The 14,170-nt window shown below is 46.0% G+C and carries 11 protein-coding genes; 5 read left to right on the top strand and 6 right to left on the bottom strand.

Features of this window, described 5'->3' with window-relative positions; all coding sequences use genetic code 11:
• Positions 1-223: 223 nt before the first annotated feature.
• Both AYR61_RS00100 and AYR61_RS00105 read left to right on the top strand, forming a co-directional pair.
• Positions 224-760, top strand: a complete 537-nt coding sequence (locus AYR61_RS00100) for a cob(I)yrinic acid a,c-diamide adenosyltransferase (protein WP_054709234.1) — start codon at positions 224-226, stop codon at positions 758-760.
• Between the two features lie 209 nt (positions 761-969).
• On the top strand, positions 970-1,671 hold the full coding sequence (locus AYR61_RS00105) for an EAL domain-containing protein (RefSeq protein ID WP_083215429.1): 702 nt from the start codon (positions 970-972) through the stop codon (positions 1,669-1,671).
• Positions 1,672-1,738: 67 nt separating this feature from the next.
• Here AYR61_RS00105 and AYR61_RS00110 read toward each other — a convergent pair whose 3' ends face one another.
• From AYR61_RS00110 to AYR61_RS00130, 5 genes are read right to left on the bottom strand one after another with little or no spacing between them, the layout of a single operon-like run.
• On the bottom strand, positions 1,739-3,319 hold the full coding sequence (locus AYR61_RS00110; RefSeq protein ID WP_083215430.1) for a TIGR03766 family XrtG-associated glycosyltransferase: 1,581 nt from the start codon (positions 3,317-3,319) through the stop codon (positions 1,739-1,741).
• A 12-nt stretch (positions 3,320-3,331) separates the two neighbouring features.
• Positions 3,332-3,715 (bottom strand): 6-carboxytetrahydropterin synthase, encoded by a 384-nt coding sequence (locus AYR61_RS00115; RefSeq protein ID WP_056987913.1) that lies wholly within the window; start codon positions 3,713-3,715, stop codon positions 3,332-3,334.
• A gap of 2 nt (positions 3,716-3,717) precedes the next feature.
• Positions 3,718-5,052, bottom strand: coding sequence for a TIGR03111 family XrtG-associated glycosyltransferase (locus AYR61_RS00120; RefSeq protein WP_056987912.1), 1,335 nt, complete (start codon positions 5,050-5,052; stop codon positions 3,718-3,720).
• 3 nt (positions 5,053-5,055) lie between these two features.
• Complete coding sequence (gene xrtG, locus AYR61_RS00125; RefSeq protein ID WP_065900784.1) at positions 5,056-5,682, bottom strand: exosortase family protein XrtG; 627 nt, start codon at positions 5,680-5,682, stop codon at positions 5,056-5,058.
• Positions 5,679-6,875: a Firmicu-CTERM sorting domain-containing protein gene (locus AYR61_RS00130; protein WP_191982264.1), complete on the bottom strand. Its 1,197-nt coding sequence runs from the start codon at positions 6,873-6,875 to the stop codon at positions 5,679-5,681. The genes xrtG and AYR61_RS00130 overlap by 4 nt, the downstream gene beginning before the upstream one ends.
• A 1,917-nt stretch (positions 6,876-8,792) precedes the next feature.
• Between AYR61_RS00130 and AYR61_RS00135 the strand changes: the two genes are divergently transcribed.
• Positions 8,793-10,280, top strand: a complete 1,488-nt coding sequence (locus AYR61_RS00135; RefSeq protein WP_083215431.1) for an MATE family efflux transporter — start codon at positions 8,793-8,795, stop codon at positions 10,278-10,280.
• A 617-nt stretch (positions 10,281-10,897) separates the two neighbouring features.
• Here AYR61_RS00135 and AYR61_RS00140 read toward each other — a convergent pair.
• A complete protein-coding gene (locus AYR61_RS00140) occupies positions 10,898-11,230 on the bottom strand; it encodes a DsrE family protein (RefSeq protein WP_054709239.1) in 333 nt (110 codons plus the stop codon).
• Positions 11,231-11,389: 159 nt separating this feature from the next.
• Between AYR61_RS00140 and AYR61_RS00145 the strand changes: the two genes are divergently transcribed.
• Both AYR61_RS00145 and AYR61_RS00150 read left to right on the top strand, forming a co-directional pair.
• Positions 11,390-12,115 carry a Fic family protein gene (locus AYR61_RS00145; protein WP_065900786.1) on the top strand — a complete coding sequence of 242 codons (726 nt, stop codon included), beginning with the start codon at positions 11,390-11,392 and terminating at the stop codon, positions 12,113-12,115.
• Positions 12,116-12,250: 135 nt separating this feature from the next.
• On the top strand, positions 12,251-13,537 hold the full coding sequence (locus tag AYR61_RS00150; RefSeq protein ID WP_056987909.1) for an APC family permease: 1,287 nt from the start codon (positions 12,251-12,253) through the stop codon (positions 13,535-13,537).
• Positions 13,538-14,170: the final 633 nt, after the last annotated feature.

The raw sequence follows: 14,170 nt of genomic DNA on the forward strand, positions 1-14,170 counted from the left end.
AGAAATGCCCGAACTTGGCATTTGTGCCAGAGTTGGCTTACGCAGTAGCCCTCAGCCTTGCGGAACACGTTTCGGCTATGTAAAAGTCAACAGCCGTAGCCAACACTACTCATCACAAAAAGTACCATCCCAAAGTAACCAAACTGCAAACCAAAAAAGGTCTGAAATCCAGTATTTCAGACCTTTTCTACTAAACTAACCCAACAAAACAGGAGGCAACACCATGGTAAAAATCTACACCAAAGTCGGCGACCAAGGCTACACCAAGCAAGTATCCGGCAAAATGATTCCCAAATACGATCTACAAATTCAAGCACTAGGCGCCATTGACGAACTTGATTCATGGTTAGGCTACGTCATCGCTACCCTCTCCCCAAAGGCTGAGGAAATGAAGCCGGAACTGATGGACATCCAACGCAACTTGTATGAACTCCAAGCCGACATCATCGTCAAGCGTCACCATAACATTACGTTAGAGCTAGTCGCCCACTTTGAAGAAGAGATCGACAAACTCAACGACAAGCTGCCCGTCATCAAGGCTTTCATTTTACCTGGTGGGACGCAAACGGGTTCCAGCTTGCAGTACGCTCGTGCCCTAGCGCGAAAAGCAGAACGACAAACGGTCGAACTCAGCAATAAGCAACAGGAACTCGACGCCCCAATTTTGAAATACTTGAACCGGTTATCCGATTATCTGTTCATTTTGGCCCGGTATGCCAACTTCCTTGAAGGCTACGACGAAAACCGCAGTAAAGCTTAGATTCTAAGAGTGCTATCAATAGACAAAGAAACCCGCTGATCATGTGCAATGACCGCGGGTTTCTTTGTCTAAAACAGGAACAGCAGACACTATTTGAAAGATGTCCAAAATAGTGCTAACATTAATTTAAAAGATATACGTATAACCATAATGTTTTATAGTAGTATTCAGCCTATTTAACCCGTCAATTCTTAGAAAGAAGTCTTGATATGATGATTCGATTTTTCGGCCAACCCCAATTCACTGCTACTGATCACACGATCAAGGGTTATGAACTCTTTCTCCGGGAAAGTGTGGATCATAAGTGGGTCTTTCCGGATGACTTCAAAGCCTTCACAGCATACGAAACGGCAAACCTCTTGGTGCAGACCATCCGGCCAATGCCAAAAACGGTCACCTCAGTAGCATTTAACCTGGACCCTGACCAATTTGTCGACCCAGCCTATCAAACGTATCTGCCGAAGGTTCAGGAGCTGATTGCGCCGGTACGGCTGTTCGTTGAACTGACGGAACATCCGTGTGCGCCAAAGATTGCGAACGCTAAACTGGTCGAAGCAGCGGAAGGGTTTAAGGCCAATCACCTCTACGTTGTCTTGGATGACGTTGGCACCGGCAATAACACCCCACCGTTTGCAGAATTATTAGACAACAACCTTGCTGAATACAAGTTTGCGATGCAGAACTTTCGCGAATCGCACGACCCCCATGAGATCACCAAGAAGCTAGCTTACTGGCACAAGATGGCTGATGATGAGCATAAGTGGTTTGTGATCGAGGGCTTTGAGACGAAGGACGAATTAAAGCTGTTGAAGGACTATCCAGCTGATCTGATTCAGGGGTACTATCTGGACCGACCGGGGTTGTTGCCAGCGGATGATCAGGTTATTTTGCCGCATCATCGGGCGTCGTAATGAAAATTAAAAACACGTAAAAGCGCCGTGACAAGCTGTCATGGCGCTTTTGCGTACAGTAGAATATTTAATCGGTACTAGTTTTCTTCTTTAAAACAGTTTCCCACTTTGGAAAGGCTCGGCGATACCAACCGTGAATCATCGAAAAGGCCTGCTGACCGGTTAAGGTACCCAGCATCAAAAAGCTCGGCAGAAATTGAATTAAATATCGACTCCGACCACCCTCAAATAACAGTAAATATACCATGCCGCCAATGATGGCTAGCCGGCATATTTGGCTGAATTTACGTTTATCACGCCATCCAAACGCCACCATCGTCAACAATAAGACCCAGGTAACTTGCGCAAAAAACCGAAAATCGCCGAGACGTGACCCATACAGATACACAAACGAGCGCAACGTGCCAGCAAATCCCTTTTCGTTTGGCACCGGATCAGCATTAATAAAGTGCCCTTCTTTGATCCACGCAAAAGTCCCGTCAGCAGTATCGTTTCGCTGCTTTTTAACCAAAAACTTGGCGTACCCAAGAACGCCCTTTGCCTTCAATCGTTTGATCAGAACCTTTTTTGAATAGTCCGAGCGCGCTTTAACAGTTGGTAGTTCTGCCATTTTTAGCGCATCCTTTGGATTATAACCGCCGTCACCTGAAACACCCATGCCCATAAAATGAATCGCCGGAATTTCACGATTTTTCTGCAATACGATATATGACTGTTCATTATTTAGTTTATTAAACGTCCAATAGCTGCCACCGGTAACACCAAGAAACAAAATGAGCAAAGCAAATCCGCGCCAGACCTCGTTTGGCGTCAAGACGTGTTTTCGCGGATGAAACATGTACAGCAATTCGACGATTACAATAGCAATAACGCCCACGATAGCAGACGGTTTCATCATATAAGCCAACACTGCGTTAAGACCAAACAGGATGGCGCCTAAACTGCGATACGTCCAATCAAACGACGCTTTATTGAGCATCGCAAAACCCAAAAAATAACCAGAAACAAACGGGAGCACCCAAGCATCCGTATAGGGCACGATGATCATTGGAAACAGTAACAGCCACATCGCGTGAATATAGAGAGCCGTCGTGGTTTGTTTTTTGTCGATCACATAAATGGTCACAATATTCAAAAGAGCCGAAATATCTACTAAAATGAGCGTTACTAGATCAAAAAGAAGCCAGGATGTCGACCCTACCGCCTGGGCAATTGCGTGTTGCGCTAATAGTAGCGGCATGTTGTTATAGTTCAAACTAAAATAGGCGACGATATCAGGAGTTTTCGTATCCGTCAGAGCTTGGTGAACAGCCCCCACGTCAAACCCAATTACCGGATGAACGCTAAGCACAAAAACGACCTGCCAAATCACAACCGCAACAAAAAAGAGTGCTGCAGTCACTCGCGCATGCCGCACCAACACCGTCCATAACAGACGTTGAAAGTTTGGGTAGGTCTGATAGCAAATAACGATGCCGCCAAAAACAATTAAGACGCCCGTTGTAAACAAAGTTGTGCCAGCACCCGTTATTTTATTATCACCTAAGATAAGGTTCGGTGATGTCACCGCAAACAGCAGTGTCGCAAAGATAAAAATCAAAAATATACTCTGCAAACATCGGTTTCCAAATCGGAATAGTTTGGCCAATATGCCACTCCCTTACTCGTCGTCTCGAACGGATATACAGTATGCCCGGGTAGGTGATTCACTGACCTCAATTCGGATCAGTTTCGCCTGTTCCTCACGCAAGGCTGGCGATATCAAGTCAAATAACCATACCGTGACATTTTCAACTGTTGGATTAATGTCTTTAAAATACGGCAACGTGTTTAAAAACTTCCCAGCAAAACTATTGAGGATGTCCTTGATCGTGTTTTCCAAATCATTAAAGATGATCATGTGATCGTTCAAACTGTGGATTTCACAGACGATCTCCCACGTATGATTATGTTCTTTACCCTCGCCATCTTCCCACCGCATCGCGTGGCTGGCATTCACATATGACTTAATCTTGTAGGTATGATACTGTCGTTCTTCTCCCATAATTACTTCCCCCGTTTACGAGTAAAATCGCTCTTGATAACCGATTTTATCTGCCTCGTTTCCTGACTAAACCGTGTTGAATTCCAGGTTGATTTTGCGTCAACCATACTATTTAAAATCCCGATATAGCGGATCCACGAACAAATGAAGTTATAAATTGGCAACGTAAACGCCACCCACCACTGTCTGACATAGTAGTGGCGCTCTTCACTTGAGCCCCTTAACAATTGGACCACACAAACGTAATTTAACAGACTGACCAATGCATATAGCAGATAAATGATAACGTAGGACATCCCCATCATAATGGGTGAATACCGTAAAAATAACAGTGCGATACTAGCAAACATCCAGATCATTCTTGGAAAAAGGAAAGTGTGATCCATCATCATCCGCCGTACCAAAAAGTTTTTAAAGAAATCAGACATGGTTGTTTTATCCGCATACTCATGCGTGACTTCCATTTCACCCTTTTGCCACCGTTGCCGTTGAATATAGAGACTATCCAAACTATCAATTGGTTCAATATAGAAAATGGCTTCGGCACAAATCGCCACTTTTCGATGCAGCTTATCCCGAATTTGAAACGTCATATCTGTATCTTCGCCTATGGTGCCCGTGTTGTAGAGAAAGGTGTTCAACAGGGCTTCCTTGCGAAACGCAGAAAAGGCACCAGACATGGTAAACAACTGATTTTGTTGTGATTCAATACTGCGTCCTGATAAAAATGCCTGCGCATATTCAAAGTACTCGTTGTGTTGTAAAAAACTTTTACCCGGATGACGCCAATTGTCGATCATCCGGTGCTGCGGCAAAATAGTGCCCGTTAGTGCAGCCATCTCAAAATCATTTTCAAATCGCAGTACCATGTTCATTAAGGCATTCTTTTCGAGAATACCATCACTATCAATGTTGATCACATAGGTCCCAATCGCGTTATATATGGCCGAATTTAACGCTTTGGCCTTCCCCTGCTCAGTATGAAGCAACTGCATATTCATATCAGCAAACCGATTTTGAGCTCGGGTAAACACTTCAAAACTATCATCCGTGCTTTGGTTGTCAGCTAAAATGACCTGAACCAACTCGTGCGGATACGTTGACTCTCGAATGGATTGAATACAGGCAAACAAAGTATCTTCAGAATTGTATACAGGCACCACAACAGAAATAAACGGCATCTTATCAGGCATCGCTAATTTTTTCGGCCGAAACGTTTTGAAAAAGAGCCGAATTCCCTGGACAAACGCTGGTAAAATTTCAACCACAACAGGAATTAATGCCCAGGTCAGCCAAAAGCCCATTTTAAAAACCGTTTGCTGTAACCAATACATCATGGGCTAGTCTCCTTTCCGAAAACTAAGCCGCTTACGCCACCGATCGCGCCACTTAATAAAGTTGCGGTACAGACTGTGTGAAACTTGCGTGTAAGTAAACACGTTATAGTACATCGCAATGACCAGTGTGTAGAACACAAGCCGGCCAATGATGGTATGCGCTAAATAATATTGCCCGCCACCCATAAAATGAACGATCGTCACCACTACGGTCAATCTGATCACATTGGCACCGTAGATCCATAACGTCACAACGACACCAAAGAAGACACGTTCCACACTGTTGTACATTGGGGAAAAGGCAACCATCCCAATATACGCTGTCGTTTCAATAATGCCAGAACACTCATAATCAATACTCATCATGACCGGTTGTGTTGGGTTATTGATGGCCACCAACCCATAACGGTTCATGACGTCACACATCCCAGTCACGTCGCCGACCCATTTCACGCCATTGATCACTGCGTGGGTGAAAAACCATATCCAGTACGGATCACTCAACGATATAAGGATAAAAAAGAGCCCGGCACTCCCCACAATAAAATGAAATGCCGAGAGACCTGCTCTTTTTAATATCGATAAGGCATACAGCCAAACGACAATACCAATAATTAAATAGATGCTCATTTATTACCCCGCCGCTTTTTATTCTTTCCGCGTGCATTTTTGACAAGTGCCGCGCCAGCGATGACGAAGCCAGATGCGACTATTACGGCTGGGCCAGTGCTCCCACCAGTATCCTTGACAGTCCCCTGCCAACCATTCGAATTGGTTAACGTAATCGAACTTGCTGACGAATCAGATGTTCCGCCCAATGCTGAGAATGGAATGGCACATTCGAGCTGCCAAGTAGTGTTCGTGGTTGTCCCACTGCCCGAAGTTTCTTGAAGGTTCTTTAAACCGACGTAGGCTGTCCCGCTGGTTGTATTATCACTACCACCAGATGAAGGGTTCCAGATATCTACCGAAACTGCCTGCGAGTCGCCAGCTTTTGACAAGTTAGCCGAGCCAAAGGTAATATAATATGTTTGGTCGCCGACTTTTAACTCATAGCCATTACCCTGAAAATTATTACTTGATTGTGACAATTTGGGTGTTGATTCAACATAGAAGTAAACGTTCTTGTCATCCGACAGCAGGCTCACTTCAACACTATTATCATTATCGATATTGATATCGGTAGGGTTCTTATCAGCCCAGTCGGCATACTGGCCGTCGATCGTAATTCCTAAATTGCCACTGATGTTGTTGTTATTCGCCTGTGATGAACTTTGTGAAGTAGCACTATCAGAGCTCGACATGGCTTCTTGCGCGTCAGTCTGTGAGGAACTACTGTCACTTTCTGATGATGCTTCTTTCAGTGTTGTCGCCACCGGCGTTCCAGCCAAACTTGGACCCGTCAAACTCACGTCACCTAAAACGGACAAACTTTTGCCGACACCATTGGATAAGCCAGCGTCTTTCAAGTTAACGGTCGCATCTAAAACCGTTGCTGATTGACTAATTGTGGCAGTCCCGACCACCGTCCCTGTCGAATTATCTAAAACGTTGACTGTACCGTCCTTATAAGCACTTAATTTAAAGACCTTATTCACTTTTGAAAAGCCACTACCATATGAAGCTGAGAACGTCTTAAATATTTCTGTAGTTGATTTTTCTGTTTCAAGATAGACATACAGATTGGTCCCATCATTGCTTGCCCCAAGTCTTGCTGGTTTAGCTTGGAGCAATTCAGTGGTATTGGCATCTGTCCAAGAAGGTTCACTGGCGTTTGCCGCTTTTGTATACAGCGGACTTGCTAAAATAGATAACACTCCCATACACGTGAGCGCAGCTAACATTATTTTTTTCTTCATAGTCATTCCCCTAACTATTCAGCGCGACGTGACACCCGAAATCGTCGTTCATTATAAATTAAATGATGAACGCCATTACGCATTTACTCTACATATTATTATACGCTTATACACTAACGTTTGTTAAGTCTTAATCAACACATTACAGTTTATTTGTATTATATTTTGATAACATCGTGTGCATTTCAATTGCTACAATATGACTTATATTATCGGAAGATTCCAGCCATTGCAAAACAAAAATTGTTAAATTGTTGCTTTATTTGCATAGACTTGGTAAATGCGGGGTAGATGTGGTTGTTTTCAGCACAATTTTGAGATAGAGCAAGGTAGTACTAAATTTAGTGTTCTAGTTTATCTAGCCTAAACGTGTAAAAAAAGGCCGCTCCCGGCCATATAAGGCCCCCTAAACCAAAATCCAAAATCGGAATTTTAGTTTAGGGGGCCTTATATTCTGGGAGCAAGTTCGCCTTTTTTTACACTCTCACAAAAAACACCCACCAGGCCTTACTGGGGAATCCCTGGTGAGTGTTCCTTTTATCGATAGTAATCTCAGCCATGTCCAGCCGCAGTCAGCATACGCTGACACCAGCTGAAACCTGGCTCACATCGGCGGCCAGATGATGACTGAGTGAGACATGGACCCTCCGTGGTGGCCGGTCGACCGGCAAACATGCCAGTTAACCGGTTTTTAATATTGCGTCATCGTTACTCGGCACGGTGGAGAGTGCACAACCTACGATGACGGCAGTGCCCGTATCAAGCAGCGCGCTACAACAATGAAAAGCACCTGCTGCGGGTGATGACCGGCAGAAAAATCCTGTTCTGCACAGGCATTTTGAACCCGCAATAACGACGACACAAACCCAACGAACGATCCGTGATCACAGAAGACCAGGAAATGATTACCCATCTGCCTACTCCTAGACAGTAAGATGCTGAACGGAATACGATCGGAGTGGGCGTACCCCGCCCGGTAAGTCTCTTAGCCTTCCTAACCACCAATGTCAATTTCGTAATCGGTGATTAGTGATCATAGTAATCCCCCCTTATCATTTCAAAACAAGTGTCCTGAAAAAATAAGCTTACTATCTGTATTCATAAGTTTACCTAAATTAAAAACGGCCTTCAAAGATTATCACTTTCCGAATGCTAAAACGGGTATTGGCGGGGACAGGTTATCGCACTAGTGAAGTGGGTTATCCTCAATTGTTCTTATTATTTTGACACATCTGTTCAAAAAACAACTTAGGATTGATAATTGTTGCGCGTATGCCTGCTGCATCACTGTTATCGCGGTGTGTGCTACTATTAAAGGCCGAATTTGAGCACAAGGTTCAATGTCAGAAACAGACTGTCTTTTATCACTCAGAAGTGATAAAAACGTGAAGATCTATTCTTTGCCGGCTGGATGTCTACATTAAAAATCTAAGTTATTTTTCATGAAAGCGATTCTTTTAACACGCTAACGCTCTCATTTTCAGAAACTTTAACAAATTGATGCTAACCCCTTATCAAGCGGGCCGTTTTCTGATATAGTAGGGCCTATTGTCTTTTGAGGATCGGCTCAAAGCTGTGGCGAGTTCGCCCACGGCTTTTTTCTACGGTCTTTGTTGAAAACTTATTGCGTTTGTTTACATTTTTTACAGTGTTTTGATTACTTGTTCTATATTTACATTGCTGATGCGTGCGCTTGATGGGTGGATTGACCCTTCTTGGGCACCGCTGTTTTCGTTTATATTGTCGAAACGTGCTCCGGGAGGCAGAGGACTCCTGCGTAAGCAACTCTGGCAAAAATGCCAAGTTCAGGCATTTCTGCCAGAGTTACTTACGCTCCGCCCTCTAACCGCCTCCCTCCGCACTCTATGAAAGGAGCCCCACTTGCGCGATCTTACCCAAGGAAACCCACTTAAGCTTATTTTGATTTTTACCCTGCCATTATTCATTGGTAATCTTTTTCAACAACTCTATAATTTCTCAGATGTCCTCATTGTGGGTCAGACCCTTGGTGTTAAGCCACTCGCAGCGGTTGGCTCCACCAGCAGCCTTAACTTTTTGATTATTGGCTTTGCGAACGGCCTCACTGCTGGCTTTGCAATCGTCACCGCCCAACGCTGGGGTGCTCGGGATCTACCCGGGGTTCGCAAGAGTTTTGCGACCAGTATCGTGTTCAGCATCGTCGTCACGATCGTCTTAACAGCGCTAAGCCTGCTCTTTTTGGACCCCGTCATGCATACGATGAGCATTCCAGCCGACATTTATGGCAACGCAAAATTGTTTATCTCGATTATTTTTGCCGGCATCTTCTCTTTCGTGCTCTTCAACATGCTCTCTAACGAATTGCGGGCACTTGGGGATTCACGGACACCGCTGTTCTTCTTGATCATTGGGACCGTGTTAAACGTGATCCTGGAATTGTTGTTCATCCTTGTGTTCCACTGGGGCGTTGCCGGCTCCGGCCTCGCAACTGTGACGTCACAGCTTGTCTCAAGCCTGTTATGTATCGTCTACATCATCAAACGGGTTCCGATCCTGCACGTTGAATGGTCTGATTTCAAGGCTGTGCCTGCTGAGTTTGCCAACCATGCACGTTACGGGTTGCCCATGGCATTCCAGACATCGATCATCGCCGTTGGCTCCCTGTTCCTGCAATCCGCACTGAACAGTCTTGGCACCGACGCCGTGGCGGCCACAACTTCAGCGTCCAAGATCGACCAGCTCGCAACCTTACCCATGATGTCGTTTGGCATTACCATGGCCACTTACACGGCCCAAAACCTTGGTGCTGCCCAATTTGAACGGATCATCAAGGGCGTCAAGCAAGCCCTGATGGCCTCCGTCAGTTTCAGTATTCTTGTCGGCGTGCTCATCATTCTTTACGGGCAACGGATGGTGATGCTGTTCATTGGCAACCAGGACGCTCACGCACTGACACTGAGCCAGACCTACTTTAACATTGTTGGGGTCTCCTACTGGATTCTGGCGATTCTGTTCATCGTGCGTTACACCCTACAGGGACTCGGTCAAAGCCTCATGCCGACCCTCGCTGGGGTTGCAGAACTCTGCATGCGCTCGTTTGCGGCCTTCATTTTGGTCCACTACTTCCAGTACGCCGGCGCCTGTTTTGCCAGCCCGCTAGCATGGCTAGGGTCGACGCTGGTATTGATTACCTCCTACGTGACCGCGATGCACACGCTGCACAATATGCAACGGATGCAAGAGCAAGTTACCGGTAACAATGACCCGCAATTTACCGAATCGTTCATCCGTCGTGTTGAGCAAACCTTTAAAGTGACGGTCAATAAAGCAACGTTGGCACGGTTAAAACATACTGAACCAGCACCAAAACCGTTAGATAACGAAGCTTAACGATTAAGCCTCTCACCGCCCGTCCATGACGACGCGGTGAGAGGTTTTTTGTCTCCGATGTGTCTATACCAATCCGCTGGTCACAACCTTAATGATGACCCAAACCTTCTAAGAAAACCGCCACAACACAATTTTAAAAGACTGTTTCACATTGTTCATAATGTTGATAATATATACCATTAACTATTTACGCATGCAACAATAACTGCTAGAATACTCACATAGAGGTTACCCAAAAACCTCTAAGTACGTCTAGCGAGATCTTTCCATGAGGGATCTCTCCTTATTCCCATCAACGTTATTCCCCTAAATAACGCTGACCAAAGCAAATGGCCCGACAGTTTATGACGCTGTGTGGGTCATTTTTAGAGTGTGGAGGGAGGGCGCTCAAAGGGTGGAGCCTAAGTGACTTTGTCCGTAAAAGCCCGGGCTTGGCTTTTACGGACGAAGTCGCTTAGGTGCAACCCTTTGAGCGCCCTCCCGAAACACGTTTCGGCAATATAACTGAGACCCACATCGCAATTAAATCGTTGAAAATAAGAATCACTAACTTCTCACACAAAAACACCAGCGGAGGAATAATTTGCAGCCCTCACCACCACCAACCCCCACCAAACCTAAGGCTTAACATAAGCAAACCCCTCATCCTGCCGTTTCACCAACTCATAAACACCAACCGGCACCACCACGATACCGTGCTGAATCGTCGATGGATCGACCTGATGACCGGCCATCGCTTTTGCACAAGCCACAACCTTGACGCCCGCATTGATCATTGGTGCCAGATCAACGCCTGAAGCTGTTTCCACACTGATAATTGCCTTACCGTTGACCAAGATCTCAACGGCCCCGGTCTTACCCTGTTTGTCCATTTCCTGCAAGTAATTTGCAACGTTGCTCAAAACGGCCGACCATTTTTCTGGTTCATTAATATGAAAGATCACGTTCATGTCTATCTCACCTTCCGTGTTGCTGTTACCAGCACCTTATGACGCGCAGTTCTATCGCGCTATCCTCTTTAATAGTACCCGAAGTTACCCGGTTTGTGCAATCGCTTTCTTATTAGAATCTGAACATTCACTATGGTGATACGAAAGGAGAACCTGTTAATGGATCTCGGACAAAGACTGCTCCAAGAACGCCAAACAAAATTTTCTCATGGCTTATACCATCACACTCAAGTGTTACCAGCCTACCAAAATACACGAATAGATGGTAACCATTTATCCCTAGCACAAGTCAGCGCGCTTTTTGAGACCCGCGCTATTTTCAGTGACGACCGGCATCCCGTCTACGTTGATGATGTGTTTGAAGTCAGCAATCATTTCAAACTTTTCGATTACCTACTAGATACTTTCAACCAACCGCTGTCTAACACCACTTTTAAGGCCTGGCATCAGATACTCAAACGCGGCACCTGTCAGGCCGATGATTGGCGGTATAACGTTGGCGGCTTTAAACGATTTCCAAACAGAATTGGGCCAATAGTATTCGTCTCACCTGAACAAGCGCCAGCGCAATTAGCGACCTTGTTAAGCGCCTGGGAAAACGACCCAGATTTCTCACTTCAGGGTCTGGCAACGCTTCACGCCGAATTTGAAAACATCCACCCGTTCAGTGATGGCAATGGTATCATCGGGCGCTTGCTAGTCATTAAGGAGGCGCTTCGTTTTGACCAGTCCCCATTGAGTATTCAACCCACTCATCAAAGAAGGTACATCCAGGGGTTACGGCGGTTCACAACTGATCCGAAATATTTGATTGCCCTATTCAAAAGCGAACAGGCGGTTTACCAAAAACAAATCTCGTTTTTTTACCCATCTGGGCTGGATTAGGCCGCCTGCCTTTCAGCCGAATCGTCCACCGTTTTGAGCTTTATTGTTAATTAAGTCAGATTTCAAAGCACCGCGCACCATAAATAAACCGTTTTCAAGTACACTGTAAGAAAACCACAACGGGCGGTGATTCCTATGAGTCAAACACGAAAAATGGGCTTTGCCTCAGTCTTTCTTCTCGGCATCAATAGCATCATTGGATCGGGTATCTTTCTGTTGCCCGGCGAATTATACAAAGCCGTTGGGCGCTTCAGCCCCTATTTAATCTTGCTAGCAGCAGCCTCTTCCATCCCGATCATCCTGTGTTACGCCAAAATGGCGGCGACCTACACCGAAACAGGTGGCGCCTGGTTCTACGCCTATGAAGCCTTTGGGCGTTATCCCGGGTTTCAAATTGGCATCTTCAGCTGGTTGCTAGGCGTGATTACGTTAGCGGCCGAAATTGCCGCGTTTATCAACATTGCGTCGGTTCTGTGGCCCGTCCTTAAAACACCAAGCGCGTATATGATCACCAGTATTGTGCTGATTTTATTGCTGTTACTGATCAATCTCATTGGCGAAAAAGCGACTCAACTGGCGGACAATATCTCGTCTGCGATGAAGATCCTCATGCTGGCACTCTTCATTGGCGTGGGTCTCGTGGTCCTTCACTTTAGCGGCCAATCGGGCAGTGTTGCACCCAGTGGGACCGACGTCAACGGCGGATTTAGCACCGCCTTTTACATGTTTTCCGGGTTTGCCTTCTTACCAACTGTCGCGAGTGACATGCAAAACCCCGGGCGGGACATTCCACGGGCGCTCCTTGCCGTTATTTTAACGGTTGCCGGCATCTACTTTCTCGTGCAGTGGCTAACGATCTCACAGTTGGGTGCCGGGGTCATGAACCAGGCCTCACCCGTTGTCGCAGCGTTTGAACAACTAGTTGGCCCGCTTGGCAAGCAGATCATGACGCTGGGCGTGATGGTCTCCATCCTAGGTGTCACCATTTCAACCTCGTTTAACACGCCCTTCGTAGCCTCCTCACTCGCCTCAGAAGAACACCTGCTACCCGCCTTTTTCGGCAAACAAACTAAGAGCGGTACGCCTTGGGTTGCTGTTTTGATCACCCACATCGTTGCGGTCCTCCTCTTGCTGTCCCGTGACTACCTTTTTCTGGTATCCTGCGTGGTGATGGTGTCGCTGATTCAGTACGTGACAACCTCCGCCGCGGCGTTTAAATATCAAAAACCACAGTCAAAATACACGCTACCGGGTGGCAAAATGATTCCCGTCATTTCGCTGATTGTCTGTGTCTACTTATTCGCTGGCTTGAAACTGAACGCGATCCTGCTCGGCGTTGGGATCTTTATTCTAAGTATCCTACTGTATTGGGCCGACAAACGCTACGGGACGCCTCGTGAGTTAAACCACACCACTAAATAACCTACAAAAAATGTCACCGTAAAAGGGGCTTTTCATTGTTGGGTGAATCAAATATTGCTGACATGCCGCTTCGTTCCACCGTTCGGCCCTGCAGGCTGAAGTGGGGTCGTTCTGGGGAGTTATTGAATGTCTTGGCAGAAATTCAAGGATCTTCTACGTCTCCCTTGGTCGTAACCGGCTACAGGACAGCCGCTAACGACCACCAACACCACAGCTTGCAATGCCGAACGGTTCCACTACGCTAAAATTCTGGCGTAGTCGTCAAAGTTAATAAGTCTTCAAAAGTAGCATCACAAAACCTCTATATTAATCGTTACTAGTGACTAATACGTCATGAGAAGCATTGCTATTAATAGCCTTATAAGCAGTCGAGGGCGGATTCTCTGCGAACTAGTTTTAACGCAATTGTGATGCTTAACTAGTGGTAAAAAGTAAGTTCAACGTTAGTGGAATGCAGCAATTTGGCACGGAGCTGTGGTGTCGACATCAGTTGGCGACAGTACTTTGGTCGGTTACTGATGTGCGAGACGACTGAGATCCACTCGAGAGCTGCGCAGCAGAAATCGAGTTAGCTCAGTCGCGAGCCACCACAGCGGAGTGCCAAATTGCGGAATGCAACGGACTATCACCTAA

It is taken from the genome of Secundilactobacillus paracollinoides (assembly GCF_001702155.1).
In the GTDB taxonomy this organism is placed as follows: Bacteria; Bacillota; Bacilli; order Lactobacillales; family Lactobacillaceae; genus Secundilactobacillus; species Secundilactobacillus paracollinoides.

What these genes read in the sequence shown, in the direction of transcription:
- AYR61_RS00100 (WP_054709234.1), top strand. Translation starts at nt 224, where the DNA reads ATGGTAAAAATCTACACCAAAGTCGGCGACCAAGGCTACACCAAGCAA.
- AYR61_RS00105 (WP_083215429.1), top strand. Translation starts at nt 970, where the DNA reads ATGATGATTCGATTTTTCGGCCAACCCCAATTCACTGCTACTGATCAC.
- AYR61_RS00115 (WP_056987913.1), bottom strand. Translation starts at nt 3,715, where the DNA reads ATGGGAGAAGAACGACAGTATCATACCTACAAGATTAAGTCATATGTG.
- AYR61_RS00120 (WP_056987912.1), bottom strand. Translation starts at nt 5,052, where the DNA reads ATGATGTATTGGTTACAGCAAACGGTTTTTAAAATGGGCTTTTGGCTG.
- xrtG (WP_065900784.1), bottom strand. Translation starts at nt 5,682, where the DNA reads ATGAGCATCTATTTAATTATTGGTATTGTCGTTTGGCTGTATGCCTTA.
- AYR61_RS00130 (WP_191982264.1), bottom strand. Translation starts at nt 6,875, where the DNA reads ATGGGAGTGTTATCTATTTTAGCAAGTCCGCTGTATACAAAAGCGGCA.
- AYR61_RS00140 (WP_054709239.1), bottom strand. Translation starts at nt 11,230, where the DNA reads ATGAACGTGATCTTTCATATTAATGAACCAGAAAAATGGTCGGCCGTT.
- AYR61_RS00145 (WP_065900786.1), top strand. Translation starts at nt 11,390, where the DNA reads ATGGATCTCGGACAAAGACTGCTCCAAGAACGCCAAACAAAATTTTCT.
- AYR61_RS00150 (WP_056987909.1), top strand. Translation starts at nt 12,251, where the DNA reads ATGAGTCAAACACGAAAAATGGGCTTTGCCTCAGTCTTTCTTCTCGGC.